Below are 25,859 nucleotides of genomic sequence, written 5' to 3' on the forward strand. Positions count from 1 at the left end.
ATAGCATGTGGGGCGGGCGCTTTGCCGAAGGCCCGTCGTCGGTGATGCGCGAGATTAACGCATCCATCCCGTTCGACAAGCGCATGTGGCGTCAGGACATCGCAGGATCGAAGGCCCATGTCGCGATGCTGGGCAAGCAGGGCATCGTCGATGCGGCGGATGCGGCGACGATTTCGGCCGGACTCGACGCGGTCGCGGCCGATTACGAACGCGACGGCGTGCCCGAGGATCTGGCGCTCGAAGACATCCATATGCTGACCGAAGCGCGGCTGGCCGAAAAGATCGGGCCGGTCGCCGGGCGGCTGCACACCGCGCGCAGCCGTAACGATCAGGTCGCGACCGATTTCCGCCTGTGGGTGCGCGACGCGACCGACCAGGTGCTCGCCGCGCTCGCCGCGCTGCAGGACGCATTGCTGACGCGCGCCGAGGACCATGCCGACAGCGTGATGCCGGGCTTCACCCATCTGCAGAGCGCGCAGCCGGTGACGCTAGGCCATCACCTGATGGCCTATTTCGAGATGGTCGACCGCGACGTCTCGCGCTTCGCCGATGGCCGTGCACGCGGCAATCGCTGCCCGCTCGGCTCGGCGGCGCTGGCCGGGACCGGCTTTCCGCTCGACCGTGAGGCAACGGCTGCGGCGCTTGGCTTCGACGGGCCGACGCGCAACTCGCTCGACGCCGTCAGCGATCGCGACTTCGCGCTCGATTATCTGATGGCGGCGGCGCAATGCTCGCTGCACCTCTCGCGCCTTGCGGAAGAGTTCGTGATCTGGGCGAGCCAGCCCTTCGGCTTCATCAAGCTGTCCGACCAATGGTCGACCGGCAGCTCGATCATGCCGCAGAAGCGCAACCCCGACGCGGCCGAGCTGGTGCGCGGTCATTCGGGGCGGATCGTCGGATGCCTGACATCGCTGATGATCACGATGAAGGGGCTGCCGCTGGCCTATTCGAAGGACATGCAGGACGACAAGCCGCCCGTGTTCGAGGCGCACGACCTGCTCGCTTTGTCGATCGCCGCGATGACCGGGATGGTCGAGAGCGCGCAGTTCCGTACCGATCGCATGCGCGGCCTGGCCGAAAGCGGCTTTTCGACCGCGACCGATCTCGCCGACTGGCTGGTGCGCGAGGGCGGCATCCCGTTCCGCGAGGCGCACCACATCACCGGTCGCGCGGTCGCGGTGGCCGAGGCGAAGAATGTTCGGCTCGACCAGCTTGAGCTTGCGGATCTGCAGGCGATCGACCAGCGTATCGACGAACGCGCATTCGGCGTGCTGACCGTCGATGCATCGGTCGCGAGCCGGACGAGCTTCGGCGGCACGGCCCCGGCGCGGGTACGGGAAGCAATTGCGGCGGCGCGCGCCGCGCTTGAAGTGAAGGCGGCATCCGCCGCTGGAGGAGTATAACGACATGCGTACCCTGGTGGTCTTCACGGCGCTTTTGTTGGCTGCTTGCGGCAACAAGGGCGGCTTGAAACCGGCCGCCGGGGGATCGCTGCCGACCAAACCCTATGGGGCGGTGGCCACACCGACACCGGCTGATTTGGTGAAGGCGCCGCCCCAGACCCGACCGACGCGCAGCGACGAAGTGCTGAGCAGCTCCCAGGAACGCCGCGGTGACGAGTTCGAACTGCCGCCGCAGTAATCAAGAAGACCCTATTCCCATGGATCATTTCAACCGCAAGAACGGCGTCCTCCACGCCGAGGACGTCTCCATCCCCGCGATCGCCGCCGACGTCGGCACGCCGGTCTATGTCTATTCGACCGCGACGCTCGAACGCCACGCCTCCGCACTCAAGAACGCGCTGGCCGGTCTGCCCAGCGTCCATCTCGCCTTTGCGATCAAGGCCAACCCCAACCTCGCCGTGCTCGGCGTGCTCGCAAAGCAGGGCTATGGCGCCGACGTCGTCTCGGGCGGCGAGCTGAAGCGCGCGCTGGCGGCGGGCATGCCGGCCGAGGACATCGTCTTCTCAGGCGTCGGCAAGACCCGCGCCGAGCTTCAGCTGGGCCTCGACGAGGGCATCGGCCAGTTCAACCTCGAGCTGGAAGAAGAAGGCGAGGTCCTTGCCGACCTGGCCCATGCCCAGGGCAAGACCGCGCCCGCCGTGCTGCGCGTGAACCCCGATGTCGACGCGGGCACCCATGCCAAGATCTCGACCGGCAAGGCCGAGAACAAGTTCGGCGTCGCGATCGATCGCGCGCTGGAGATTTTCGATCGCCTGGCCAAGCGCCCCGGCCTCGACCTGCGCGGCGTCGCGATTCATATCGGTAGCCAGCTGACCGAGCTCGCCCCGCTCGAGGCCGCGTACAAGCGTGTCGGCGAACTGGTCGCGCAGCTGCGCGCGGCGGGCCACACCATCACTCATGTCGACCTCGGCGGCGGCCTTGGCGTTCCCTATCACACTGGCCAGACCGTCTCGACCGCCGAGGAATTCGGCGCGATGGTCACGCGCGTCACGCAAGGCTGGGACGCGACGCTGATGTTCGAGCCGGGCCGCTTCATCTGCGGCAATGCCGGCGTGCTGGTGACCGAGGTGATCTGGGTCAAGCCGGCGGCGGGCAATCCCTATGTCATCGTCGACGCGGCGATGAACGACCTGGCCCGCCCGGCGCTGTACGACGCCTATCACGAGTTCGAGGCGGTCGAGCCGACCGGCGAGAAGTTCGTCGCCAATATCGCGGGCCCGGTGTGCGAGACCGGCGACACCTTTGCGATGGGACGTGAGATCGACGTCGTGAAGTCGGGCGATCTCGCGGTGTTCCGTACGGCTGGCGCCTATGGCGCGACCATGGCCTCGACCTACAACAGCCGTGCGCTGGTGCCGGAAGTCCTGGTGTCGGGCGACAAGTATGCGGTCGTCGCCGATCGCATCCAGCCCGAAACCATCATGGGTGCCGAACGCGTGCCCGAGTGGGTTCGGTGAAACGATCGGGGCTGCCCGTCTTCGTCCAGCTGGACGGGCGGCCCGTGATCCTGATCGGCAGCGGTGCGACGGCGGATGCCAAGCGCCGCCTGCTCGAACGCGCCGGTGCAGTGATCGTCGGCGAGGAGGGTGATGCCCGTCTCGCCATCGTCGCCTGCGACGAACCCGAAGCCGTGACAGCGCGACTGAAAGCGCGCGCGATTCTGGTCAATGTCGCCGACCGTCCCGACCTGTGCGACTTCACCCTGCCCGCGATCGTCGAACGCGATCCGGTGACGATCGCGATCGGTACCGGCGGTACGTCGGCGGGACTCGCCGCTGCGCTGCGCCAGCGGTTCGAGACGATGCTTCCGCAATCGCTGGGCGGGCTGGCGGATGCGCTCAAGGCCAGCCGCGATGCGGTCCACGCGCGCTGGCCGGAGGCGGCCGACCGGCGCCGCGCGATCGGCGCCGCGCTGGCCGGGCCGATCGATCCGCTCGCCGATCAGTCCGCGGAGGCCGTCGAGCGCTGGCTCGCGGCACCGGAATCCGGACAATCGGGGATCGTCCGCATCACGCTGCGCTCTACCGACCCCGATGATCTCACGCTGCGTGAGGCGCGGCTGATCGCCCAGGCGGATCGCATCGCGCACCGCGCCGATGTGCCCGCCGAGATTCTCACCCGCGCACGCGCCGATGCCGAACGGATTGAATGTGATGCGCCGCCCGCTAATTTGCCCGGCCTGACCGTGGACCTGGAGATGGCCATTTGAGCGGCTTTGCCTATGTCATCACCCGCAGCGGCGTCCGCACGCTCGATGCCCATGACGCGATCGGGTTGCGACGCGGCTTCGTATGGATCCACCTCACCTCGCGAGACGAGGAGGTGCAGGCCTGGCTGCGCGACGTGGCCAAGCTCGACCGCTTCACCGTCGAGGCGCTGACCGCGCTCGAAACCCGGCCGCGCTGCGACCAGATCAATGGCGGCGCGGTGCTCAACCTGCGCGGACTGACGCATGCGGCGATGCGCAGCTCCGACCCGCTCGCCTCGATCCGCCTCTATGCCGAGGGGGATCGCGTCATCTCGGTCACGCGGCTGCCGCTCGACGCGGTCGATGTCGCGCGCGCGGCGACCGAGGCGGGCGATGTGCGCGACGCGGGTGACCTGATCGCGACGCTGGCCGAAGCGATCACCGAACAACTCGACCCGCAAGTCGCCGATCTTGGTGACTCGCTCGACAGCTGCGAGGAACAGCTCGACGCGCGTCAGGCGTTCGAGCTGCGCAAGAAGGTCAATGTCGTGCGACGTCAGGCGATCGGCTATCGCCGCTTCCTCTATCCGCAGCGCGTGGCGCTGGAGAAGCTGTCGACCCTGTCCGTGCGCTGGCTGGGCGACGATGATCGGCTGCATATCGGTGGCGCCGCCGATCGCGCCGCGCGCATGGCCGAGGAGCTGGAGAGCATTCGCGAGCGCGCCGCGCTGATCCACGAAACGCTGACCGACCTGCGCGCCGAAGTGATCGATCAACGGTCGCTGGTGATCGCCATCGCGGCGATGGTGTTCCTGCCGCTCACCTTCATCACCGGCCTGTTCGGGATGAACGTTCAGGGCATTCCCTATAACGACCATCCCGGATCATTCTGGGTGATCACCGCCTTCAGCGTGGGCGTGGCGGCGGCCGTGACCTTCTATTTCGTCAGGCGGCACTGGTTCCGCTGAGACGTTCGACCTCGGCATTCAACGTGCTGATCGAGCTGACCAGCCGCGCCCGATCGGCGCGCGTGACGGCGAGTTCGGTCCGTGCCTCGCCCAGCTCGATCGCACGAGCGGCGATGCGCGCGTCGAGCGACGCGACCGCACGCTTCAGTTCGGCGATCCGGCTGGCGCGCCCAAGCGTCCGGTCGATCCGCGCGAGCAGGATGTCGAAGTCGAACGGCTTGGCGACATAGTCATCCGCGCCCGCGGCCAGTGCCTCGACCACGGCGCCGCTGTCACTGCGCGCGGTGATCATGATGACGGGGAGGTCGGCGGTGCGCGGGGTCGCGCGCAGATCCGCCAGAACTTCGACGCCGGACATGCCGGGCATCATCATGTCGAGCAGGATCAGGTCGAAACCACGCCCGGAAATCAGGTCGATCGCCTCGCGCCCATTGTCGCTGAGCACGACCATATAGCCCGCCTGCCCCAGCCGCGCGCCCATCACGTTGAGATTGGTGCGGCTATCGTCGACGATCAGCACCGTGGCGGCGCTTCGGCGCGACTCGCTCGGAAGGAGACTTTGGCTCATGCGCGCGAGCGTAGGATCGAAAGCGTCACGATCCCGTTAAGGGGCCGACAACCACGTATCGGGTCAGCGGCGTAGAAAGCCCAGGATCTGGTCGACCATGATGCCGAGCTGGGGTGATGCCTCTCCAACCGCATCCCCGGTGCCGGGACCGGTGTTGATCGCCACCCCCAGCGGGGTCGGCCATCCCCGCAGCGCGTGAATCACGGTTCGCAGCGCCACCAGCGTCGAGACCGCCGCCTGCCAGCCGCCCGCCGTCGCGACCAGGCCCACCGGTATCCCGTCGAAATAAGGGCGGTCGTCGCTGCGCAGCTGCTCGGCATAATCGAGCGCGTTCTTGACCATGCCGGAGAGCGAGCCGTGATAGCCCGGCGATCCGACGATCAAACCATCGGCCTCACGCAACACCGACACGAAATGCGCGACCCGGGGATCGTCGGTGTTGCAGCCCAGTTCATAGTGCGGGAAGTTGATCGCCTCCCCGGTCAGCAGCGTGACGCGCGCACCCTTTGCCTCCGCCAGCGCCAGGCAATGCGCGAGCGCGCGGCCGGTCGCCGATTCGGGACGCGATGTGCCGCCCAGGGCGACGATGTGCGGCTTGCTCATGCGCTCGCGCTAGCCGAAACAGATGCCCCGGGCCACCCACTGATACGAACGCGGGGATAAAGAGAATATGCGGGCACCATTGGCGGGGATGCGGGTGATCGAGATCGATGCGATCGGCGCGGTCCCGTTCGCGTCGATGCTGCTCGCGGACCTCGGGTGCGAGGTGGTGCGCGTGGCCCAGCCGGGCAGCGGCACCAGCGCGATCGTCCCGGCCATGTATCGCGGGCGACAGGATGTGACGCTCGACTTCCGCGAACCCGCCGCGATCGCCGAGGTGCTTGCCCTGGCCGAACATGCCGACGCGCTGGTCGAGGGGATGCCGCCAGGGTCGATGGAGGCACTGGGGCTGGGACCAGAGCGGTGCGGCGCGCGCAATCCGCGCCTCGTCTATGGCCGCGCGAGCATCTGGGGACAGACCGGGCCGCTCGCGGGGCGCCCTGGAAGCGACATCAACGTGCTCGCACTGACCGGCGCACTGCATGCCATCGGCGCGGCCGACGCACCGGCGGTGCCACTCAATTTACTTGGCGACCACGCCGGTTGCGGCCTGTTCCTCGCGCTCGGCATGGTTTCGGCGATGCTTGGCGCACAGATGAACGGTGAGGGGCGCGTGGTCGATGCCGCTGCGATCGACGGCGTCGCGACCCTGATGGCGCTGACCCAGAGCCTGTTCGCCAGCGGCCGCTGGGTCGACCGGCGCGAGGCCAATCTGATCGATGGCGGTGCACCCTTCTACCGCAGCTACCCTTGCGCAGACGGACAGCATGTCGCGGTCGGCGCGATCGATCCGGCGCAGTTCGAAGCCCTGTGCGCAGGGCTGGGCTTCGCCGCTGGCAGCTTCGCACAGCTCGACCGCACGGGCTGGCCCGCGATGGCGGCGCGCTTCGCCGAACGCTTTGCGGCACGGACCCGCGACGAATGGGTCCGCGGCTTCGCCCAGAGCGAGGCGGGCGTCACCCCGGTGCTGTCGCTGGCCGAGGCCGCGCGGCACCCGCATGCGCTGGCGCGGCGACCGATCGCGGCGGGGCCGGAAGGCGCAGCCACCGCGCCGCAATTCCAACCGCGTGCGGGCGTGGCACCGCCGGCGCGGCCTGTATCGATGGATGACGTAATAGAGCGCTGGTCGCGCTAAGCAGCGCGTGCCTGGCTCCAGGCGCCTGCGATATCCTCGAGATCATCGGCGACCGCGCGGAACGGCGCGGGATCGCCGCCGATGCTGGCGTTGAGGATCTGAGCGCGCAGCCCATGATAGAGCGTGCCGAGCGTCCGCGACACCTCGCCCCCGCGTTCGAAATCCAGATTGGATTCGAGCGCGAACAGGATCGTGGTGGCGCGCGCGATCCGCTCGCTCTTGATCGTCGGCTGCCCCTTTTCCGTCGCGAAGGCGGCGGCACGGAGCGCGGCGATGCACTCCTTGTACATGATCTCGACCAGTTCGTAGGGATCGGCCGCGGCGGTGCGGCCGACCGCATCGATCGAGCGATAGGTCTGGGCGGCGTTGGCGTTGATCCGGATCGGGGATTTCATCGCATCAGCCCTGGTTGTTCCAGGCGTCGATCTGATTCTTCAGGAAGTCCTGAGTCTTCTTGTACACGGCGACCTTGGCGTCCATGCTCGCGAACTGGCGTGTCATGCGGAGGCGCACATCCTCGGTCTTGGCGAGCACGTCGGCCTTGTCCTTGGCGAGCTCGCCCTTCGCCTTGTTGTAGCTGACCTCGCTCGCGCCCAGGCCGCGCTGCGTGTTCGTCGCCGCGGATGCGATCGCGTTGAGGGCGGTGGCGAGGCCGTTTCCGGTGGCCGCGTTGCCCTGCGGCTCGGCGAACATCTTCTCGACCGCCTCGGGGTTGTTGACCAGCGCCTTGGTGAGCAGTGCGTTGTCGAGCATCAACGTGCCGTCGCGGTTCGTCTTGACCCCGATCTCCGCCAGCTTCGTCAGCGCCCCATCGCCGATCGGCGCCATGGTCAGCTGCTGAAGCTGTCGCCTGAGTTCACGCGCGGCGAGATCGGTACGCAGCGAGCCGGTTTCCGGATGGAGATCGGCGCGCAGCGCGGTGAAGAGCTCGTTGTAGGTGGCGACGAAATCCTGCACCGCATTGGTCAGCGCGGTGGTGGGCAGTGACTTGCCGATGGTAACGATCGTGCCCGGCTGGGCGCTGTTGAGATCGATCTTCACACCCGGGATCAGGTCGTTGATCGTGTTGGATTCGCGCTTGAGCTGAACGCCGTCGATCGCGACCAGCGCATCGGCCGCGGCGCTGCCAATCGTGGTGCCGGTCGCGCCGATGCCGATGTTGAGCGCGGCGAGTCCTTCCTGCCCCGGAGTCTCGGTCGCGGTCAGCGTGAAGGCGCGGTCGGCGCCGGTCGCGCCCTTGACCACCAGCCGCGAGCCGGCCGCATCGGTGAGGATCGAAGCGCTGACCCCGGCATTGGCGGCGTTGATCGCCGCCGCGATGCCCTCAAGGCTCGAATTGGTCGCGTCGATGGTGATGTCGACGGGCGCGGTGCTGCCGGGGGTAAAGGCCGTCATCGCCCCGTTCGTCACCGTCCCGGTGCCAAGCGTAAGCGTGAGCTTGCCCTGCCCGACCGGAGCGGCCTTGTTGGCCACAGGCGCGGCATGCGCGGTCTGGCTGGCGGCGAGCTGACGCACCTCGATCCGCGCGTTGAGCGTGGTGAGATTGGCGCCGCTCAGGCGCGAGACGTTGAGGATCGCGGTGTTCGAGCTGGTCGGCTGGGTGGCGAGCGTGCCGCCGCGCGCGAGGTTGGCCACCGCGGTGGCGAAGTTGGTGATATTGCCCTTATGGGCGCTAGCCGCGCTGATCTGCGCGGTCAGCGTGTCCTCACGCTTCTTCAGCCGGGCGTTGCGATATTCGAACTGCTTTTCGACCAGTTCCTTGACCAGCGCCGCGGTATCGATGCCGGACGCGCCGCCGAGCGTTTTTGGAATCGATTCAATCGCCACGTGCGCGTCCCCCTTTGACTTGATTAACGGCCATCATCGCTTGGATTTTAGTAGGTTTACGGTGCCAGCCCGCTCCCCCACCCGGCCACCCACGAAAGTATCCTGATGGGTGGCCGGGTGGGGGAGCGGGCTGGCACCGCGATTCAGCGCAGCTGAATCCAATCATGACCGCACCTGGACGCCGTTTTCGTCGAACAGCGCGGTGTCCGGCACCTTGACCGCCGGCATGCGCCCGCCCGCCCGCTTGTCGAGCCCGAAGACGAAGGCGAGCACGGTCGCGACCGCCATGTAAAGGTCGTCGCGAATTTCCTGATTCTCGCGGCTGGTGAAGTAGATGGCGCGCGCCAGCGGCGGCAGCTCGATCCTTGGCACATCGAATTCGTCGGCCAGCTCGCGGATCGCCAGCGCGATCTCGCCGCGGCCCTTGGCGACCACAACCGGCACTTGATCCTTGCCGTTGGTGTAGCGCAACGCGACCGAGAAGTGCGTCGGGTTGGTCAGCACGACATGGGCGTCCTGCAGCTTGCCGCGCAGGCCGCCCTTGGCCATTTCGCGCTGACGCTGGCGCTGCGCGGCCTTGGCCTCGGGCGAGCCTTCGCTCTCCTTATGCTCGTCCTTCACTTCCTGAAGGCTCATCTTGAGGCGCTGCATATGGCGGAAGATCTGGATCGGCAGGTCGATACCCGCGATCAGCAGCAGCCCGCCAGCCATCACGAAAACCAGCGTCGCAAAGGTATCGCCGAGCGATTTCACCGCGGTGCCGAGGTCGGACGAGACCAGTCCCATGGTCGGCGCCGCCGATCCCCACAGCATCCATCCGCCGATCCCGCCGAGCAGGATCACCTTGAGCAGCGACTTGAACAGTTCGATCCAACCGGTCGGGCCGAAGATGCGCTTGAGGCCGGAGCCGGGATTGATGCGATTGCCCTTGGGCGCAAGCAATTTGCCGTTCCAGTGCAGCGCACCGAGCGCGGCCTGGCTGGCGATCGCGCCGACAAAGCTGATCGCGAGCAGCGCGCCGAGCGACGGGGCGAGCTTCCACCCGGCGGTCGCCAGCGGCTTCCAAGGCTGGAAGCTCTCGATATCCGCGCGCCCGAACTGGAAGCTGGCGCTCATCACTTCCTTGATCGCGCCGAGCAGCTGCGGACCCATCAGCACCATCCAGCCGCAACCGAGCAGGATGATCAGCGCCGCCCCGAAATCGCGCGACTTGAGCAGGTCGCCTTGTTCAAGCGCCTTTTCCTTGCGCTTGGGTGTTGGTGCTTGTGTCTTTTCGCCAGCGCTCTCCGACATCAGCCGAGCACCAACGTCTGGGCCGCGTCGAGCGCTTCACGCACGATCACCAGCATATAGTCGCCCATCGCGGGCATGCCGACGACCAGCGCGAGCACGCCCATGGCAAGGCTGGCGGGGATACCGATCGCAAACAGGTTGAGCGCGGGCGCCGAGCGCGAGAGCATGCCGACGACGATGTTGAGGCAGAGCAGCAGGAAGCCGACCGGCAGAGCCAGCAACAGGCCCGCAAGGAAGGCGTATCCGCCGAACAATGCGATGTTCAGAAGCTTGTCCGGCGTCAGCCAGGCCTGGCCGGGCGGGAGCAGCTCATAGGAGCGGATGACCAGTTCGACGAGCACGAGATGCCCGTCGACCGCGAGGAACAGCAGCGTCAGCAGAACCGTCAGGAACTGGCCGAGCGCCGGGGTCGACTGGCCGGTCTGCGGGTTGATCGCGGTCGCGAAGGAAAGGCCCATCGACACGCCGATCACCTCGCTCGCCACCAAGGGCGCGGCAAAGGCGATCTGGAGAACAAAGCCGAGCGCGAGGCCGACCATCACTTCCGCCGCGACGGCAAGGAAAGTGGCGAGCGCGAACACCTCGCCCGGCGCCTCGATCGGCACCGCATTCATCGTCAGGATGCCGACCGCGGCGGTGAGCAGAATGCGGACGTTCATCGGCACCGACACCGCGCCGAACACCGGCGCCGCGATAAACGCCGCGCCGACACGCACCATCGTGAACAGCAGCGCCCAGAGCTGCGGCTCGATCGCGAGGCCGAAGCCGAGCATGTTACCTGACGAGCTCGGGGATGCGTTCGAAGATGCCCGTGGTGAAGTCGCCGAGCAGCGTCATGATCATACCGCCGAAGATCACCAGGGAGATCCCCACAACCGCGAGCTTGGGGACGAAAGTCAGCGTCTGCTCCTGGATCGAGGTCGCGGCCTGCACCATGCCGAGGATCAGGCCCGACAACAGGGCAGGGATCAGGATCGGCGCCGATGCGAGCGCGAGCACCCACATCGCCTCGCGCGCGACCGTCAGGAAATATTCTGCGTCCATCGGAAATCCTAGGTCACGAAGCTGGAAGCGAGGCTGCCCATGGTCAGCGCCCAGCCATCGACCAGCACGAACAGCAGCAATTTGAACGGCATCGAGATGATCGTCGGCGACATCATCATCATGCCCAGGCTCATCAGCACGGTGGCGACGATCAGATCGATGACGATGAAGGGCAGGAAGATCAGGAAGCCGATCTGGAACGCGGTCTTGAGCTCGCTGGTCACAAAGGCCGGGAGCAGGATCGAAAAGGGCGTATCCTTGGGGTTCGCGATCGGGCCGACCTTGGCCATCTGCGCGAACATGGTGATGTCCTTCACGCGCGTCTGCTTGAGCATGAAGGCGTGGAGCGGTTCGCCCGCCTTTGCGATCATCTCGGTCGCGCCGATCTGGCCCTGGGCATAGGGCTGGATCGCGGCGGTGTTCATCTGGCTGATCGTCGGCGCCATGATGAAGAAGGACAGGAACAGCGACAGGCCGACCAGCACCTGGTTTGGCGGCGTCTGCTGAAGTCCCAGCGCCTGACGCAAGATCGCCAGCACGATGATGATCCGCGTAAAGCTGGTCATCATCAGCAGGATGCCCGGCAGAACCGTGAGCAGCCCCATGATGATGAGGACTTGAAGCGACAGACTGAGCGGCGCATCGCCGCCGCCAAGATCGCCCAGCGCACGGTCAACCGCATCGCCGACACCCGGAGCCGGCGCGGCAACCGGTGCCGCGACTGGAGCCGGAGCGCCCTGCGCAAAAGCCGGCGCGACAAGGAACAGCGCGAGCGCAAAGGCGCCCAGCACGAGCGCCAGGTGGCGGAAAGCGACGGTCACGGGTCGATCCGGTCGATCAGGCTGACGCCGTTGCGGCTCACCGAGACCAGGATGCGCTTGCCCTCCACCTCAAGCACCGCGATGCGCGTGCCGGTGGAGATCATCATCGTCTCCCTGACCTTGAGCATCCGGTCGCCCTGGTTGCCGGGCAGCCGCGCCTCAAGCTTGCGCCACAAATAGAGGCAGCCGATCAGCAGGCCGCAGACCAGCGGCAGCAGCACGACCAGCTTGAGGATGTAGGACCACATCATGGTGGATCAGCCCCGCTTCTCGGGCGCGACCAGTTCGGTCATGCGGATACCGAACTTGTCACCGACGGTGACGACTTCGCCGCGACCGATCAGCGTGCCGTTGACGAACACGTCGAGCAATTCGTCGGCCTCGCGGTCGAGCTCGATCACGCTCGATTCGCTGAGCGCAAGCAGTTCGCGCAGTGTCAGCGTGGTCGATCCGATCTCGACTGTCAGCTTGACGTCCACGTCCTGCAGCAGGTGGAAATTGGCCGCCGCGGCGGAGTCGGTGGCCATGCCCCCGGTCATGTCGTTCATCGTGCGTCCTCGATCTTGAAGGATTCGAAACGGGTAAGGCGGATCGCGGCCTGGCCATTGGCGGTGCCAACGGTGCCGCAGCCGATCTGCTGGCGGGCGACCATCACCGGCACATCGGGGCCGAAGCTGATCGGGATCACGTCGCCGGGCTTCAATGCCATCAGCGTGGAGAGCGGCACGACCGGCTCGGCGAGAACCGATCGAACCGGCAGGCGCAGCGCCATCGCGGCGCGCGTCAGTCCGTTGCGCCATTCGGGTTCCGGCTCGGGTTCACCGCCGATCACCTTGGCGGTGAGGCTGGGCGTGTAGGGCTTGAGCGCCGTGACGGGATAGAGAATGTCGATCCATTGCGGCTTGGCCTCGCCGGCGGCGATACCCAGGCGGGTCACGACCATCGCATCGCCCGCATCCAGTTCCGGCACCGCCGAAAGCGACGAGAAGAGCTGAGCCGGCACGAAATCGATCTTCGCGAGCAATTCCCACGCGGGCGCAAGCTGCGATGCGATCATGGCGGACATACGGGTCAGCAGTGTTTCGGCCGAACCGGTGAACTCGGCGGGCAGCGGCTCCGGCGCCTCACCCTCGCCACCGAAGAAGCGGTCGAGCATCTCGAAGGCGAAATGGCCGTCGATCACGATCAGCGCGCGGCCGCGCCCCGGCGCCATCGCCAGCGGCAGCCACGCGGTCAACGTCTGCGGGCGTTCGGCGCGATAATCGCCGAAACGCTGAACGCTGAGCGGCTCGGCCCAGCAGCGCACGCCCTCACCGACCAGTGGTTCGAAGTTTCCCTTCAGTGACTTGGCAAGCCGCGTCGAGAGATGCTGCACCGAATGCAGATCCCCGAACGGGTTGAGGTTCGTCGTCCCCAATGCCGGCGCGTGCTCTGCGCCGGCCCGGGGACGTTCGCGCCTCTCGGGCGCCCCTTTTTCCTGGGTCAGATCTGAAGGGCTGTTAACCATGCCCGTTCACTGAACAATGAAATTGGTAAAGTAGACGTTACCAACCCCACCGAATCCTTCTTTTTCCTTCAATACCGCGTTGATCGCATCGGTCAGGCGCTTCTGCAGCTTCTTCTTGCCCTCGGCCGTGAACACCTCGTCCTCGCTGGTCTCACCGAGAGAGAGCAGCACGGCCGATCGCACCGCCATCTCATGCGTCTTCAACCCCTCGATGACGCTGTTGTCATAGGGGGTCGAGACCGCGATCCCGACCTGGATGAAGTGAACGCTGTCGCGCAGGTTGGAGGTGAACTCCTTCTCCATCTGGTAGTAGGTCGAGGCATATTTGTCCCCGCCCTCACCCGCGGGCGGCTTCTTCCCGCCGCCCTCGCCACCCTCGCCTTCCTTGCCCTCGCCCTTGGCGCGGACCTCCTCTTCCTTGGGGACCAGGCGCGGCTTGCCGCTCTCGGCCTCACCCTCGGCCTTGGCGCCGCCGAACAGACCGGCGTTGGACGCATAGAGCCCGCCACCGACACCGCCGCCGACCAGCACAATCAGGCCGGTGCCGATCAGGATCCACTTCTTGGCCCCGCCCTTCTTCTTGGCCGGTGCGGCGTCTTTCTCGTCACTCATGGCTCAGTTTTCCCCCTGGATTCGGTTCAGGCGACGCGGTCGTCGCGGTCAGATTGCGTGTCGCTCGCCATGGCGGAGGCCGGGCGGGCGGGTTGATTTGGTTGAGACTGGGCGCCCTGATGCTGACCGCCGGCGCCGGCATCGACGCTGGTCTGGCCCAGCTTCACCCCGCGCGCGTCGGCCAGTTCGGCCAACCGCGGCGCGGCATCGGCGAGCAGCTGGCGAGTCGTCGGATTCTCGGCGGCGAAATGCACATGCAGGCGATCGCCGTCCCGGCGGATCGAGACATCGACATTGCCGAGATTCTCGGGCGCGAGGCGAATACGCGTGTCGGCGGCTTCGGCGGCATCGCGAAGCATGGCGATGCGGTCGATCATCTTGCCCGCCCAGTCATCGCGGCTGAGGTCAAGCGGAGGCTGATCAGCGCCCGACATTGCCTGCACAGTCGTGCGCAGCTGCTCGGTCGCGGCACTGGCCTGGATCTGCACCGCGACCGGATCGGTCGAGCGCATCGCGGACGCGGCGGGAGAATCGAACGAGGCGGAGATCGCGGCTGCAAAGGCCTGTGCCGCCGTCTGAGTCGCCGGAGCACCAGGCACAACCGGTTGCGGAACGACAGCATGCGTCGACGCCGGGCGAACCGGTGCCTCCCGTAGCTGCGCCTCGACCTTACCGCGCAGAGCCGCCTCCGGCTCGACAGATGCTTGCCGGAGAACGGCCTCACCCTCGGCAGGGGCGATCTCCACCGCCGGCACGTCAACCGACGCGGCTTCGGCGCCGGAAGCGGGCGTCGCCGCCTCAACCGCCGGAGCAGGTATTTCGACTCCACTAAGCGCGGTCGACAGAGCCGCCTCGGCGACCGGTCCAGCTCCCCCGATGGCCCCACCCCCAGCCGGTGATGGTGTAGCGACGAGCGCGACGTCGGGCAGCGGCACGGGTTCGGGTGGCGTGATCGGGACCAGACCCGCAGGCAGCCAGGCCACCAACGGATCGCCCTCCTCCTCCTCGCCATTGGCAACCGCGCCCTCGACCGGCAAATCCTTGCCGGCCCCGGCAAGCGCCTGCCCCTTGCCGCCCTGCGGCTTTGCGCCGGGCGGGAGCACAAGCTCGCCCAGCATCGCCATGAAATCGGCCACGGCCGGCACGGCAATCAGAGCCGCGCGTCCGGGAATCGCGGGTGTCAGCGGGAGCAGCGAGGTGGAGGCGAGCAAGTCTGGCATTGCGGGCGATAACTCCTTCGCCCCATGCGTTCAGACGGGGCTCCGCCCACTCAGCAAGGATCGTGCCGTTTTTTGGGAATCGCCGGCATATCTTCCAGCGCACGCATCGCGCGACGAGCGGCATTGGCCTCGGCGCGCTCGATCAGCTTCTCGATCGCCGTCTGGTCACGCTTGGCCTCACGCGTGGCGGCGCGCGCGGTATCGAGCCCGCGCTGCGCCTCCGCGACACGGCGTTCGGCGGCGAAGGCCGACTGGTGGAGGCGATCGCGATAATAGGCCGCGGCGATCAGGGTGGTGGCGCTGCCCGGTTTCGGCGCGGGCGTCGGCGCGACGCCCTGCGCCAGTTGCGCGATGCGGGCGCGCAGAGCTTCCTCGTTGCTCACCTTGGTCTGCGCCGCGACTTCGCTCGCCCGAATCATGTCGAGCTGGAGGGTTCGGACGCGGAGAAGGCGACCCAGTTTCTTCTGATGTTTGTCAGGCATTGTCGGTGGGATCCGGCACCAGCCCGCCGCCCCGCCCGGCCACCCCTTCAGAGTACCGTGTGGGTGGCCGGGCGGGGGAGCGGGCTGGTGCCGCCATCAAACTACGCATCGCCGAAGACGCCGACCAGCTCCGCTACCGCCTCTTCAAGGCTGACGGTCTCGTCATAGGCCTGGCGGATATAGTCGAGCACCGAATCATGACAGGCGATGGCCGCGTCGATCGCCGGATCGGCGCCGGCGCGATAAGCCCCCATCAGCACCAGATCGCGATTCTCTTCATACGTCGCGAGGTGGCGGCGCAGCACGCGCGCGGCAGCGACATGCTCCTTGTCGGCGATGTCGGTCATCACACGGCTGACCGATGGCCCCAGGTCGATCGCGGGATAGACGCCGCGTTCGGCAAGCGCGCGGCTCAGCACGATATGCCCGTCGAGAATCGAGCGCGCCGAATCGACCACAGGGTCGTTGCCGTCGTCGCCATCGGCCAACACGGTGTAGATCGCGGTGATCGACCCGCCGGTGTGGACGTCGGTGCCCGCCCGTTCGATCAGGCTCGGCAGCATCGCGATCGCGCTGGGCGGATAGCCGCGCGCCGAGGCGGGCTCACCCAGCGCGAGGCCGATCTCGCGACCCGCATGCGCGACGCGGGTCAGCGAATCCATGATCAGCAGGACCTTCTTGCCCTCGTTGCGAAAGGCTTCCGCGATGGCGGTGGCGCGCAGCGCACCGCGGATGCGCAATACCGGTGAATGGTTGGCGGGTACCGCAACCACGACCGAGCGCGCACGCGCCTCGCCCGCGACCTTGGTCTCGAGAAAGTCGGAGACCTCGCGCGAACGTTCGCCGATCAGGCCAATGACGATCACGTCAGCCTTGGCGGCGCGAACCATCATGCCGAGCAGCACCGACTTGCCGACGCCCGAGCCAGCCATGATGCCGACGCGCTGACCCTGACCGATCGTAAGCAGGCCGTTGATCGCGCGCACGCCGACATCCATCGGCTGAAGCACACGGCCACGGTCGAGCGGCGACTGGATCTTCCCCGCGAGCGGCCATTTCCCCGCGCCGCGAATCGGGCCGAGCCCGTCGATGGGCTTGCCTGCGCCGTCGACCACGCGGCCAAGCATTGCCGCACCGACCTCCGCCTCACCCGGAGGGCCGACGGGGCGCACGGGCGCGTTGGGCAGCAGCGCGGCGGGGCCGCCCAGATTCATCATCAAGGTCTTGCCACCGCGAAAGCCGATCACTTCAGCCTCGACCCGGCTCGCACCGGTACCGATGGCGCAGACCGTGCCCACGGGAAGCGAGAGGCCGACCGCTTCCATCAGCAATCCGTCATAGGATGACAGCCGCCCCGACACTTTGGGCTGCGGACGAAAGTCGCGGCAGGAAAGGCCGTCGAGATAGTCGGCGGTGAAGCGGTTCAACATCGTGCCCCTCAGACGACAGGCGGAATCGGAACGCGGTCGATGGCCTGTGCCAGCTGCTCGAGCCACATGTCGGGGCCGTCCTCGACGATGGTCGAGGCGCTTTCGATGATGAAACCGCCACGCGCGACACCGGGATCGGCGACCGGGAACACGGTCTTCGGCAAATGCCCCTGAACCGATACGACATCGTCGGGATGCAGCCGCAGGATTGCCGATTCGGCGCTGTCGGCAAGCATGTCGGTCGCCGCCTCGATCCGGCCAGCCAGAACGTCGGGTGCGACGCCGGTCTCCCCGATCATCTTGGCGACGAGGTGAAGCACGGTCTGGCGCAGATGCCCGGCCATGCGTTCACGGTCGAAATGCGCGCCCTGGGCCAGCGCCTCACTGACTTGCTCGAGCAAAGCAGCCTGTTGCGCGGCGGCTGCATCCGCCTCAGCACGGCCTGCTGCCAGCCCCTCGGCATAGCCGGCGGCGCGCGCGGCGGTGATCGGGTCCACGAATTCCTTGGGCTCCGGCGCGGGTTCGGGATCAAACGGATCCCATCCCTCTGTTGGTTTATTCCCCGGATCGGCCGGGCTGAAATGCTTGGGCTCGACCGGGGCCGCATCGCGCGGACGCACCGCGCGCGGGGCGAATTCCTCGGGCGGAGCGAAGGCGCGCTGAAGCGCCTCGGCGATCCCCGCGCTGCGTGCGGCAAGCCCGGGGACGAAGCCTTGCGGCTCAGACATAGTCGTCGTCTCCGCCGCTGCCCGGCATGGTGATCGTACCGTCCTTCACGAGCTGGCGCGCGATGGCGATCATCACCTTCTGCGCCTCCAGCACCTCGGCCAGCTTCATCGGGCCGCGTGCTTCCATCTCGTCGCGGATCGTGTCGGCCGCGCGGCTCGACATGCACGAGAGGAAACGGTTGCGCGCCGCCTCGTCCGCGCCCTTGAGGCTGCGGACCAGCACATCGCTCTCGATGTTGCGGAGCAGGGTGCCCATATTCTTGTCGTCGAGCTCGAGCAGGTTGTCGAAGACGAACATCGCCTCCTCGATCGCCCGCGCGACCTCACGATCCAGTTTCGCCAGCTTGGGCATCACCTTCTGTTCGGTCACCTTCCGGACGCTCGACATGATCTTCGCTGCCTCACGCGTGCCGCCCATCTGGACGCCCACAACGCGGCGCGGCTGACCTGAATGACGTTCGAGCAGCGCAGTCAGCGTGGCGAGCGCTTCCGGCGTTACCGGACCCAGCCTGGCCACGCGACGCAGCACCTGCGGCTGGATCGCTTCAGGCAGCATTTCCAGCACCTGACCCGCGGTCGCCGGTTCGAGATGCGCGAGCAGAACGGCAGCGATCTGGGGATGTTCCTCCTCCAGCATCGCCGCGATCTCGGTCGCGTCCATCCATTGCAACGCACTGATCGATTCGTTCGGCTCAGGCGGCAGGATACGCGCCAGGATCGAGCTCGCACGCTCGGGTCCCAATGCCTTGGTCACCACCGATTCGAGCTTCGGGCGCGGATCGAACTGGATCGCGCTGCGCTCTTGCGCGCGGCCGGTGAAGTCGTCGAGGACCTGGGCCATTTCCCATTCGCTGACATCGGCGACGTTCATCATCGCGGTGCCGAGCTGGCGAACTTCCTCAGGATCGAGCTTCTGCAGGATCGCGGCGGCCTCTTCGTCGCCCACCACCATCATCAGCACCGCGGCACGCTCAACACCGGTAAAATTGCGGGGCGCATTCATCTCAATTGCCTTCCGCCTTGATCATGTCCCGCACCGCCAATGCGGCACGCGCGGGATTGTCACGCGTAAAATCGCGCACCAGCCCAACTCGTTCCCCAAGCGGCACTCCGCCGGCACCCAGCATCTCCGCGCTGACCGGCGCCGGCATCGCCACGCCATCCGCGCCACCCATCGGCAGCGCGCCGCCCCGGTTGGTGTCGTCGCGCTTCTTGAGCAACGCCTTGGCGAGCGGACGCACACCGAGCAGCAGCACCAGCAGCGCGATAATCACCGCGGTCACGTTGCGCGCGACCATCGCGAACCAGCCGCTTTCGTAGAAGGCGGGTGCCTCGCTGGCGGCGTCGGCGTTCGTGCTGAACTTGCGGCTGACGACGGTCACCTGGTCCTGGCGCGCGGCGTTGAAGCCGACCGCCGCCTTCACCAGATCGTCGATCTGCTTGATCTCGACCTGGCCGCGCGGCTTGCCTGGCTCTTCCTTGAGCAACACCGCGACCGACAGGCGGCGGATATTGCCCGGCGCGGCGCGGGTGACCGAGATTTCCTTGGCGTTGTCATAGCTGCGCGCAAAGCTGTCGCTCTGCTTCAGGCCCGCGGCAGTCGCGGCAGCGGCAGTCGGCGTCGCCGGCTCACCCGGTGCGGGCGTTGCGGCAGGGGTTGGCGTGGCGACCGTTGCTGGCGCCGGCGCGACGTTGGAGAGCGCACCGGGAATGCCGCCGGGCGCGGCGGCACCATCGCGCGGCGCGCCGGTCCAGTTGCCCTGCTCGGCACGCAACACGGCATTCGCCTTGTCGAACGTCTCACGCGTCGCCTGGCTCTCGTCGAGATCGACATCGGCCTGGACTTCGGCGGTGAAGTTGCCGGCACCGAGTAGTGGAGTGAGTAGCTGTACGAGCTGCTGGCGGTATTTGTCCTCGACGCGGCGCTGGAAATCGATGCGCGCGTCGCCCGCGCTGCCTTCCTGGCCCGACTTGCTGAGCAGCGCGCCGGCCTGATCGACGATGGTCACCGCTTCGGCCTTCATCCCCGGCACCGACGAGGCGACGAGGTTGACGATCGAGCGGACCTGCGCGTCGGATAGCGTACGGCCCGGCTGGAGCTTGACGATGACCGAGGCCGAAGGCTCCGCCTTGTCGCGCACGAACACGGTGGCTTCGGGCGTCGCGAGATGGACGCGCGCTTCGGCCACGGTGTCGATTTCGGCAATCGAACGGGCAAGTTCGGTCTCGCGCGCCTGGCGGAGACGTTCACCCTCGACGGCGCGCGAAACGCCCATCGGCAGCTGGTCGAGCAGCGCGTAGCCGCCCGGCGCCGCCTTGGGCAGACCTTGCCCCGCGAGCAGCATCCGCGCCTTATGGTAATTATCCTCCGACACGGTGAGCGAGCCCGCGCTGTCGATCCCGTTCGGGATGCTTGCCGCGCTCAGCGCCTCGGCCACGGCGGCCTTGTCGCTTTCGGGCAGGCTGGCGAACAACACCCGCTGCGGCGGGGTCGAGAGCGCCATCCAGGCGAGGGCGGCGGCACCGATCAGGCCGACCATGAAGATCAGCGGCAGGCTGCGCTTGACCGCAGGCTGCGAGAAGACCGAGCGCATCTGGCTCAGCGGATTGGCGAAACCGCCTCCCCCTCCAAAGCCATTGGCGTTGGCGGGAACGGCGGGCGCGTCGGAGACGGAGACTGCGTTGCTCATATCAGACCGGCATGCTCATGATGTCACGATAGGCGGTCAGGAGCTTGTTCCTGACCTGAAGCGTCGCTTCGAAACCGACCGACGCTTCCTGGCGGGCGAGCATCACCTTGGCGATGTCGACCGTCTCGCCGCGCTCGTACGAGGCGGAGAGATCGCTGGCGCGGCTCTGCGCGCCGTTAACCTGCTGCAGCGCGTTTTCCAGCGTGTCGGCAAAGCTTGCCGGTCCCGCGGGCTGGCCGATCGGCGCCGTGGCCGGAGCCGCCGCGCCGCTGGTCGCACGCTGGAGCGCTTCGTTGCGCTCGAGGATCTGGGCGCGGAGCTGCATGACGCGGTCGATGCCGCCTGCCCCGCCTACGCCGCCAATGCTCATGCCGTGGCCCTCCGGACGATGTCCTCACCCTGCTCGCGCGCCTTGGCGAGGCGGTAGCGCAAGGTGCGCTCCGAAATGCCGAGGCGCTTGGCGGTTTCGGTACGGCTGCCGCCGCACTGCGCCAGCGTCTCGCGGATCGCCGCGAATTCGCTGAGCTGGACGATGTTGCTGAGCGTGCCTTCCGCCTGCACCGGGGCGGCGGCGGGGGCACGGTCGAAGATCAGATGATCGGCGGTGATCGCATCACCCGGACAGAGCAGCAGCGCGCGCTGGATCACATTCTCCAGCTCACGGACATTGCCCGGCCAGTCGTGCGACTGGAGCACCGCAAGCGCATCGCGCGTTACCCAGGGGAGGCGCGCGCGATTGCCGGCGTGGCGCAGCACCATCGCCGAAGCGAGCGCGGCGACGTCGCCCGGGCGATCGGCCAGCTGACGCGTCGACAGCGGGAAGACCGACAGGCGGTAGTAAAGATCGGCGCGGAACCGGCCTTCGGCGACTTCGCCCTGAAGGTCGCGGTTGGCGCAGGCGATGACGCGAACGTCGATCTTCTCGGGGCTGGTCGCGCCGATCGGCACCACTTCACGCTCCTGCAGCGCGCGCAGAAGCTTGGCCTGGAGCGCGAGCGGCATCTCCGCGACTTCGTCGAGCAGCAACGTGCCGCCGTTGGCGGCGCGGAAGAAGCCCTCACCCGCCGCGTTGGCGCCGGTGAACGAACCCTTCTGATGGCCGAACAGCAGCGCCTCGAGCATGGTTTCGGGAAGCGCGGCGCAATTGACGGCGATGAACGGACCGTCGCGGCGGGTGCTGCCCATGTGGATCGCCTTGGCCAGCACTTCCTTGCCGGTGCCGGTGGGGCCGTTGATCAGCACGGTGATGTCGGCGGCGGCGACGCGTTCAGCCAGCGCGTAAAGGGCGAGACTCTCGGGGTCGGCGGCGACCGGGGCGTGCCCGCCGCGCAGCATCGCGCTGGCGAAACCGCTGGCGATGGCCGCGTCCTCCGGACCGAAGCTCAGCCGGGCGGGATTGCCGTCATGGAAGGGGATCGCGGCGATCGGCCCCTCGGCCAGCACCAAGGTGCGGGCCGAAACCGGCGGCGCCTCGCCATCGACGATCATGAACAGATCGCCCGACATCGGCTTGACCTTGTCGGCCGCCCCGATGGTGAATCCCTGCGCCCGAAGCGAAGAGACCAGCGCATAGTGCTGCCGAAGTACCGCGGCTGACGGAAAGATCGTCTGCATTCATTCCCCCTGTTGGGAGCGTGATGCAGGATTGATGGTAAACGAGTGGTAAACCAACCGGCAAAAATCGGCCAAACCGGCTCTAGATTGCCGCGCACGCCCTCACACACATACGCGAGAGCGCGCGCGAGGCGTGGTTCAGAAAATTGCTTAATCCCCGTCTCAGCCCGTCGTTCCCCCCTGTGGCGACCCGAGCTCCTTCGCATTCAGGGGGGTAGGCAAGGACGCCGGACTGAACGGAGACAAGACATGACTGTTATCGGAACGAACATCGCGAGCCTTCGCGCCGCGAACGCGTCCAAGGTCGCTTCGTCGAGCCTGCAGACCGCCATGGAGCGTCTGTCGACCGGCAAGCGCATCAACAGCGCCAAGGACGACGCAGCGGGCCTCGCCATCGCGAGCCGCATGACCTCGCAGGTCAAGAGCATGGCCGTTGCGATCCGCAACGCCAATGACGGCATCAGCCTCGCCCAGACCGCCGAAGGCGCGCTGAGCGAAGTCACCAACATGCTTCAGCGCATGAAGGAACTGGCGACCCAGTCGTCGAGCGGCACGCTGCGCGATAGCGACCGCACCACCCTGCAGGCCGAAGTTTCCCAGCTCGTCGCCGAAATCGGCCGCGTTTCGGAGACCACCAACTTCAACGGCGTCAAGCTGCTCGACGGCAGCTTCGGCGAGGTCAAGCTGCAGACCGGCATCAACGCCGGCGAGACGATCTCGATGAAGATGGTCAAGACCAGCACCTCGGAACTGGGCCTTCAGGCACAGGTCAAGGGTGGCGTCGTCAACGCCGCACTCGCGGCCGGCGATCTGGTGATCAACGGCGAAGACATCGGCGCGGTTGCCAGCGTCGACGCCAAGGCGGTGGCCGATGCGGTCAACGCCAAGACCGGGACGACCGGCGTCAAGGCCACTGCCGAAAACGAAGTGACCGCCGATGTCGGCTCGATCGCGTCGGGTGACACGCTCACCATCGGCAGCACCGCCGTGACCTTCACCAACGAAGATACGGCCAGCGAAGTCGCGAACCGCATCAACCAGGTGCTGGGTTCGGGCAGCAACATCCAGGCGAGCCTGACCGACGACGGCAAGATCAAGCTGACCAGCAAGGACGGCTCGAACATCAGCCTGACCGACGGCGACGGCGTGCTCAGCAACGTCAAGGATGCCGGCGGCGCAGCGGTGACGCTGAGCAGCACCGCCAGCGTTCTGGAAGGCAAGGTCACGCTGACCGCCGAGCCGGGCAAGAACATCGCGATCACCGGTGCCGGCGAAGCCGATGCCGGCTTCAGCGAAGCCACGACCTCGGGCATCTCGATCGCGACCCAGGGCGGTGCTTCGGCGGCGATGGCAGTGATCGACGCGGCGCTGGACAAGATCTCGGCAGGCCGTGGCGACCTTGGTGCGGTTCAGAACCGCCTCGAATCGACCGTCGCGAACCTGACGACCACGACCAGCAACCTCGCCGAAGCGCGCAGCCGCATCGAAGACGCCGACTTCTCGGCCGAAACGACCGCGCTCGCCAAGGCGCAGATCCTGAGCCAGGCATCGACCGCGATGCTGGCGCAGGCCAACCAGTCGCAGCAGGGCGTTCTGTCGCTGCTTCGCTAAGCGTGTGCCGGTCGGGGTGTCACCCCCCTGACAGGCATCACGGCCGGTCTCCCTCCTCTTCGGAGGAGGGGCATGCAAGGAAACCCCGGTGGTCGAAAGACCACCGGGGTTTTTCTTTGCGCCAGAAGAAATCCGCGACGGCGAGCGTCGACAAGCGGCTATTCGGACGGGAGCGCGAACCCCGGCATCTTCGCAATGCAATCGCCGTCCAATGGGGCGCGGGGGTCGTGAAGGAACGCCAACGTCAATCGCCCGCCGCAACGGTTGAACATAGCGCCATGTGCCTGCCCGGGAAGCTGCACGAACCGGGCATTCGGCATCGTACGGAGCAGACGCTGCCCCCAGGCCGGCGGCGTCACCGGGTCGAACTCGCCCGCGAGGATCAGGATCGGCACGTCGCTTTTAACAGGCTCGTTGGCCCGCGCGTCGGCGGCGGAGACCCGCCAGGCTGCGCACATCTCCGGGGTCGCCGTACGGCTGTCCGAGCCACCAAGACCCAATGCCGGCGATAGTTGCGAGGCCATGCGGTCCGGCCTTTCAAATGGCATCTCCTCGCCGCACCAGATGGAAAGGCGCAGCCCCCAGTTGAACCGCGATGGCGTTCGCTGGACCAGCGACAGCAATCCGTCCAGCCGCCCGTCCGACGCATCGGCGATGATACGCGGCAGGGTCGGGATGACCTGTGGCTGCTGGAGGCCCGCGCCGACGGCATCGGCGATATCGCGACCGCGCAGAACCCGATCGCGCACCGGAATGCCCTCGCGATCCGCACGGTCGACAAGAGCGGCAAAGCGGCCGCGAAGGTTCGGGTAGCGCGTGCCGCAGGCAGAGTCGCCGGCGCAGCTGTCCAGCAGGAGGTCGATCGCGCGCCGGAGTGGCGCGGCCGCCATTTCATCATAATTGATGTCGATCGGGAGGACCGAGTCGAGCACGACGCTGCGCACCCCTGCGGGATGACGTTGAAGCACCGTCTGAGCAAGCCGCGTACCGTAGGAAAAGCCGATCAGATTCCACTCCCGGATGCCGAGCAACCGCCGCAGATCGTCGAGATCATCCGCCGCTTCTTCCGAGGTATAGCCGTCGAGATCGACACCCGAGGCGATCAGCTTGGCCCGGCAGCGGACGACGGCGGTCGTTTGCTCGGCCGACGGCGCGTTCGCGGCGCGCAGGGCATTCAGGTCGGGACATGCGAGCGAGGGCTGAGCGAACACATTGCCCCGGCCTTCGAGAAGAATATGGTCGCGCTCAAGAAGGAACGGATTGCCCTTTCCCGTCGTGCGCCCCTCGATGCTGCTGAGTCCCGGACCGCCCGGGAGGTAGACGACCGGATCCGATGCAGGAGCGGTCGCCGTGCTGCGAAAGATCATCACCGGCAACCTGATGGCCCGGCTGCGAACCTTTTTGCGATTCTCCGGAACGGTGAGCACGCCGCATTCGATCCGCTCGTCGGGCGCCACCTTCACCACGCACGCCGACGTTTCGTACCCTGACTTTACCGGCTTCTCATCCGGCGCGGCCGCAGCCGCCGGCAATGCGGTTGCCACGCACAAAATAGTGAGAACGGAATGGCGGATGTCGGGCAAGGCGGTTCCTCGATACTGGAACGCAAGTGTATTGTTTTAATAATACACAAAGGCAAGCGCCAAGAGAGGTTTCCCGGGAGCGGTCGGTCCGCCTCGCCTCTCAACCCTCGGGCCGGGTCCAGATCCAGCCGCCGACGATGCCGGCCGCGGCGATCGTCACCAGCGGCCAGGGCATGGGCGAGAAGATCAGCGTGACGGCGATGCTCACCGCGAACGCCACGGTCGCGGCCTTCTTGCCGCCGCGGCTGATCGCACCCCTTTCCCGCCAGCGCACGATGTGCGGACCGAATTTCGGATGCTCCAGCAGCTTGCGCTCGAGCCGGGGCGAGCTGCGCGCGAAGCACCAGGCGGCGAGGATGACGAACACCGTGGTCGGCATCACCGGCAGGATCGCGCCGATCACCGCGAGGCCCAGCGAGAAAAACCCGGCGGCGAGATAGAGATGGCGACGCACGTCATGCTGCTAGCACGCACC

At 67.0% G+C, this 25,859-nt stretch carries 28 protein-coding genes and 2 pseudogenes; 8 read left to right on the forward strand and 22 right to left on the reverse strand.

Annotated elements, in window-relative coordinates:
* Positions 1-5: 5 nt before the first annotated feature.
* Genes argH through AC07M1_RS00280 form a run of 5 tightly spaced genes read left to right on the forward strand, consistent with a single transcriptional unit; the run spans position 6 to position 4,619 of the window.
* Positions 6-1,403, forward strand: a complete 1,398-nt coding sequence (gene argH / locus AC07M1_RS00260) for an argininosuccinate lyase (RefSeq protein WP_495160570.1) — start codon at positions 6-8, stop codon at positions 1,401-1,403.
* 4 nt (positions 1,404-1,407) lie between these two features.
* Positions 1,408-1,641: a hypothetical protein gene (locus AC07M1_RS00265; RefSeq protein WP_495160571.1), complete on the forward strand. Its 234-nt coding sequence runs from the start codon at positions 1,408-1,410 to the stop codon at positions 1,639-1,641.
* A 19-nt stretch (positions 1,642-1,660) separates the two neighbouring features.
* Positions 1,661-2,920: a diaminopimelate decarboxylase gene (gene lysA / locus AC07M1_RS00270; protein WP_495160572.1), complete on the forward strand. Its 1,260-nt coding sequence runs from the start codon at positions 1,661-1,663 to the stop codon at positions 2,918-2,920.
* Entirely contained in the window at positions 2,917-3,672 is a 756-nt protein-coding gene (locus AC07M1_RS00275; RefSeq protein ID WP_495160573.1) for a precorrin-2 dehydrogenase/sirohydrochlorin ferrochelatase family protein, read from the forward strand. The genes lysA and AC07M1_RS00275 overlap by 4 nt, the downstream gene beginning before the upstream one ends.
* Complete coding sequence (locus AC07M1_RS00280) at positions 3,669-4,619, forward strand: zinc transporter ZntB (protein ID WP_495160574.1); 951 nt, start codon at positions 3,669-3,671, stop codon at positions 4,617-4,619. Before AC07M1_RS00275 ends, AC07M1_RS00280 begins: the two co-directional genes overlap by 4 nt.
* Here the strand turns inward: AC07M1_RS00280 and AC07M1_RS00285 are convergent.
* Both AC07M1_RS00285 and AC07M1_RS00290 read right to left on the reverse strand, forming a co-directional pair.
* On the reverse strand, positions 4,597-5,187 hold the full coding sequence (locus AC07M1_RS00285; protein WP_495160575.1) for a response regulator: 591 nt from the start codon (positions 5,185-5,187) through the stop codon (positions 4,597-4,599). The two genes, AC07M1_RS00280 and AC07M1_RS00285, sit on opposite strands and share 23 nt — an antisense overlap.
* Positions 5,188-5,250: 63 nt before the next feature.
* Entirely contained in the window at positions 5,251-5,790 is a 540-nt protein-coding gene (locus AC07M1_RS00290; protein WP_495160576.1) for an NADPH-dependent FMN reductase, read from the reverse strand.
* 67 nt (positions 5,791-5,857) lie between these two features.
* On the opposite strand from AC07M1_RS00290, the gene AC07M1_RS00295 reads away from it, so the two are divergent.
* Complete coding sequence (locus AC07M1_RS00295; protein ID WP_495160577.1) at positions 5,858-6,922, forward strand: CaiB/BaiF CoA transferase family protein; 1,065 nt, start codon at positions 5,858-5,860, stop codon at positions 6,920-6,922.
* Here AC07M1_RS00295 and fliS read toward each other — a convergent pair.
* The 18 genes from fliS to AC07M1_RS00385 all read right to left on the reverse strand — a co-directional run bounded on the left by fliS (position 6,919) and on the right by AC07M1_RS00385 (position 22,190).
* Positions 6,919-7,317, reverse strand: a complete 399-nt coding sequence (fliS, locus tag AC07M1_RS00300) for a flagellar export chaperone FliS (RefSeq protein WP_495160578.1) — start codon at positions 7,315-7,317, stop codon at positions 6,919-6,921. The two genes, AC07M1_RS00295 and fliS, sit on opposite strands and share 4 nt — an antisense overlap.
* Positions 7,318-7,321: 4 nt before the next feature.
* Complete coding sequence (gene fliD, locus AC07M1_RS00305) at positions 7,322-8,749, reverse strand: flagellar filament capping protein FliD (RefSeq protein ID WP_495160579.1); 1,428 nt, start codon at positions 8,747-8,749, stop codon at positions 7,322-7,324.
* Between the two features lie 162 nt (positions 8,750-8,911).
* Positions 8,912-10,042 carry a flagellar type III secretion system protein FlhB gene (gene flhB, locus AC07M1_RS00310; RefSeq protein ID WP_495160580.1) on the reverse strand — a complete coding sequence of 377 codons (1,131 nt, stop codon included), beginning with the start codon at positions 10,040-10,042 and terminating at the stop codon, positions 8,912-8,914.
* Entirely contained in the window at positions 10,042-10,815 is a 774-nt protein-coding gene (gene fliR, locus AC07M1_RS00315; RefSeq protein ID WP_495160581.1) for a flagellar biosynthetic protein FliR, read from the reverse strand. Before fliR ends, flhB begins: the two co-directional genes overlap by 1 nt.
* 1 nt (position 10,816) lies before the next feature.
* Positions 10,817-11,086 (reverse strand): flagellar biosynthesis protein FliQ, encoded by a 270-nt coding sequence (fliQ, locus tag AC07M1_RS00320; protein ID WP_495160582.1) that lies wholly within the window; start codon positions 11,084-11,086, stop codon positions 10,817-10,819.
* An 8-nt stretch (positions 11,087-11,094) separates the two neighbouring features.
* The gene (gene fliP / locus AC07M1_RS00325) at positions 11,095-11,907 is read right to left on the reverse strand and encodes a flagellar type III secretion system pore protein FliP (RefSeq protein WP_495160583.1); all 813 of its coding nucleotides are present in this window, start codon (positions 11,905-11,907) and stop codon (positions 11,095-11,097) included.
* A complete protein-coding gene (locus AC07M1_RS00330) occupies positions 11,904-12,158 on the reverse strand; it encodes a flagellar biosynthetic protein FliO (RefSeq protein ID WP_495160584.1) in 255 nt (84 codons plus the stop codon). The genes fliP and AC07M1_RS00330 overlap by 4 nt, the downstream gene beginning before the upstream one ends.
* Positions 12,159-12,164: 6 nt before the next feature.
* Entirely contained in the window at positions 12,165-12,455 is a 291-nt protein-coding gene (fliN, locus tag AC07M1_RS00335) for a flagellar motor switch protein FliN (RefSeq protein ID WP_447727574.1), read from the reverse strand.
* Positions 12,452-13,324 carry a FliM/FliN family flagellar motor switch protein gene (locus AC07M1_RS00340; protein WP_495160585.1) on the reverse strand — a complete coding sequence of 291 codons (873 nt, stop codon included), beginning with the start codon at positions 13,322-13,324 and terminating at the stop codon, positions 12,452-12,454. Before AC07M1_RS00340 ends, fliN begins: the two co-directional genes overlap by 4 nt.
* Before the next feature lie 96 nt (positions 13,325-13,420).
* The gene (locus tag AC07M1_RS00345; RefSeq protein ID WP_495160586.1) at positions 13,421-14,026 is read right to left on the reverse strand and encodes a flagellar basal body-associated FliL family protein; all 606 of its coding nucleotides are present in this window, start codon (positions 14,024-14,026) and stop codon (positions 13,421-13,423) included.
* Positions 14,027-14,052: 26 nt separating this feature from the next.
* The gene (locus tag AC07M1_RS00350; RefSeq protein ID WP_495160587.1) at positions 14,053-15,246 is read right to left on the reverse strand and encodes a flagellar hook-length control protein FliK; all 1,194 of its coding nucleotides are present in this window, start codon (positions 15,244-15,246) and stop codon (positions 14,053-14,055) included.
* Between the two features lie 50 nt (positions 15,247-15,296).
* Positions 15,297-15,728, reverse strand: a complete 432-nt coding sequence (locus tag AC07M1_RS00355) for a hypothetical protein (RefSeq protein WP_495160588.1) — start codon at positions 15,726-15,728, stop codon at positions 15,297-15,299.
* A gap of 101 nt (positions 15,729-15,829) precedes the next feature.
* Positions 15,830-17,158, reverse strand: coding sequence for a FliI/YscN family ATPase (locus AC07M1_RS00360; RefSeq protein WP_495160589.1), 1,329 nt, complete (start codon positions 17,156-17,158; stop codon positions 15,830-15,832).
* Between the two features lie 8 nt (positions 17,159-17,166).
* Complete coding sequence (locus AC07M1_RS00365; RefSeq protein ID WP_495160590.1) at positions 17,167-17,886, reverse strand: FliH/SctL family protein; 720 nt, start codon at positions 17,884-17,886, stop codon at positions 17,167-17,169.
* A complete protein-coding gene (fliG, locus tag AC07M1_RS00370; protein ID WP_495160591.1) occupies positions 17,879-18,889 on the reverse strand; it encodes a flagellar motor switch protein FliG in 1,011 nt (336 codons plus the stop codon). The genes AC07M1_RS00365 and fliG overlap by 8 nt, the downstream gene beginning before the upstream one ends.
* A 1-nt stretch (position 18,890) precedes the next feature.
* Positions 18,891-20,576 (reverse strand): flagellar basal-body MS-ring/collar protein FliF, encoded by a 1,686-nt coding sequence (fliF, locus tag AC07M1_RS00375; protein WP_495160592.1) that lies wholly within the window; start codon positions 20,574-20,576, stop codon positions 18,891-18,893.
* A gap of 1 nt (position 20,577) precedes the next feature.
* The gene (gene fliE, locus AC07M1_RS00380; protein WP_495160593.1) at positions 20,578-20,946 is read right to left on the reverse strand and encodes a flagellar hook-basal body complex protein FliE; all 369 of its coding nucleotides are present in this window, start codon (positions 20,944-20,946) and stop codon (positions 20,578-20,580) included.
* The gene (locus AC07M1_RS00385) at positions 20,943-22,190 is read right to left on the reverse strand and encodes a sigma-54 interaction domain-containing protein (RefSeq protein ID WP_495160594.1); all 1,248 of its coding nucleotides are present in this window, start codon (positions 22,188-22,190) and stop codon (positions 20,943-20,945) included. The genes fliE and AC07M1_RS00385 overlap by 4 nt, the downstream gene beginning before the upstream one ends.
* A gap of 249 nt (positions 22,191-22,439) precedes the next feature.
* Here AC07M1_RS00385 and AC07M1_RS00390 point away from each other — a divergent pair.
* Both AC07M1_RS00390 and AC07M1_RS00395 read left to right on the forward strand, forming a co-directional pair.
* Positions 22,440-22,847 (forward strand): annotated as a pseudogene (locus AC07M1_RS00390) (flagellin N-terminal helical domain-containing protein); the annotation flags it as partial.
* 627 nt (positions 22,848-23,474) lie between these two features.
* Positions 23,475-23,801 (forward strand): annotated as a pseudogene (locus tag AC07M1_RS00395) (flagellin); the annotation flags it as partial.
* A gap of 158 nt (positions 23,802-23,959) precedes the next feature.
* Here AC07M1_RS00395 and AC07M1_RS00400 read toward each other — a convergent pair.
* Both AC07M1_RS00400 and AC07M1_RS00405 read right to left on the reverse strand, forming a co-directional pair.
* Positions 23,960-25,384 (reverse strand): alpha/beta hydrolase, encoded by a 1,425-nt coding sequence (locus AC07M1_RS00400; RefSeq protein WP_495160595.1) that lies wholly within the window; start codon positions 25,382-25,384, stop codon positions 23,960-23,962.
* Positions 25,385-25,484: 100 nt separating this feature from the next.
* Positions 25,485-25,838 (reverse strand): YbaN family protein, encoded by a 354-nt coding sequence (locus tag AC07M1_RS00405; protein WP_495160596.1) that lies wholly within the window; start codon positions 25,836-25,838, stop codon positions 25,485-25,487.
* Positions 25,839-25,859: the final 21 nt, after the last annotated feature.

This window comes from Sphingomonas sp. GW821-FHT10C01 (genome assembly GCF_059415525.1).

Coding starts and splice junctions, on each gene's coding strand:
- AC07M1_RS00285 (WP_495160575.1), bottom strand. CDS start 5,187: ATGAGCCAAAGTCTCCTTCCGAGCGAGTCGCGCCGAAGCGCCGCCACG.
- AC07M1_RS00330 (WP_495160584.1), bottom strand. CDS start 12,158: ATGATGTGGTCCTACATCCTCAAGCTGGTCGTGCTGCTGCCGCTGGTC.
- fliF (WP_495160592.1), bottom strand. CDS start 20,576: ATGAGCAACGCAGTCTCCGTCTCCGACGCGCCCGCCGTTCCCGCCAAC.
- AC07M1_RS00385 (WP_495160594.1), bottom strand. CDS start 22,190: ATGCAGACGATCTTTCCGTCAGCCGCGGTACTTCGGCAGCACTATGCG.
- AC07M1_RS00350 (WP_495160587.1), bottom strand. CDS start 15,246: ATGCCAGACTTGCTCGCCTCCACCTCGCTGCTCCCGCTGACACCCGCG.
- fliN (WP_447727574.1), bottom strand. CDS start 12,455: ATGAACGACATGACCGGGGGCATGGCCACCGACTCCGCCGCGGCGGCC.
- fliE (WP_495160593.1), bottom strand. CDS start 20,946: ATGAGCATTGGCGGCGTAGGCGGGGCAGGCGGCATCGACCGCGTCATG.
- fliS (WP_495160578.1), bottom strand. CDS start 7,317: ATGAAATCCCCGATCCGGATCAACGCCAACGCCGCCCAGACCTATCGC.
- argH (WP_495160570.1), top strand. CDS start 6: ATGTGGGGCGGGCGCTTTGCCGAAGGCCCGTCGTCGGTGATGCGCGAG.
- AC07M1_RS00355 (WP_495160588.1), bottom strand. CDS start 15,728: ATGCCTGACAAACATCAGAAGAAACTGGGTCGCCTTCTCCGCGTCCGA.
- AC07M1_RS00360 (WP_495160589.1), bottom strand. CDS start 17,158: ATGTTGAACCGCTTCACCGCCGACTATCTCGACGGCCTTTCCTGCCGC.
- lysA (WP_495160572.1), top strand. CDS start 1,661: ATGGATCATTTCAACCGCAAGAACGGCGTCCTCCACGCCGAGGACGTC.
- AC07M1_RS00365 (WP_495160590.1), bottom strand. CDS start 17,886: ATGTCTGAGCCGCAAGGCTTCGTCCCCGGGCTTGCCGCACGCAGCGCG.
- fliQ (WP_495160582.1), bottom strand. CDS start 11,086: ATGGACGCAGAATATTTCCTGACGGTCGCGCGCGAGGCGATGTGGGTG.
- fliG (WP_495160591.1), bottom strand. CDS start 18,889: ATGAATGCGCCCCGCAATTTTACCGGTGTTGAGCGTGCCGCGGTGCTG.
- AC07M1_RS00345 (WP_495160586.1), bottom strand. CDS start 14,026: ATGAGTGACGAGAAAGACGCCGCACCGGCCAAGAAGAAGGGCGGGGCC.
- AC07M1_RS00265 (WP_495160571.1), top strand. CDS start 1,408: ATGCGTACCCTGGTGGTCTTCACGGCGCTTTTGTTGGCTGCTTGCGGC.
- AC07M1_RS00290 (WP_495160576.1), bottom strand. CDS start 5,790: ATGAGCAAGCCGCACATCGTCGCCCTGGGCGGCACATCGCGTCCCGAA.
- fliR (WP_495160581.1), bottom strand. CDS start 10,815: ATGCTCGGCTTCGGCCTCGCGATCGAGCCGCAGCTCTGGGCGCTGCTG.
- flhB (WP_495160580.1), bottom strand. CDS start 10,042: ATGTCGGAGAGCGCTGGCGAAAAGACACAAGCACCAACACCCAAGCGC.
- AC07M1_RS00295 (WP_495160577.1), top strand. CDS start 5,858: ATGCGGGCACCATTGGCGGGGATGCGGGTGATCGAGATCGATGCGATC.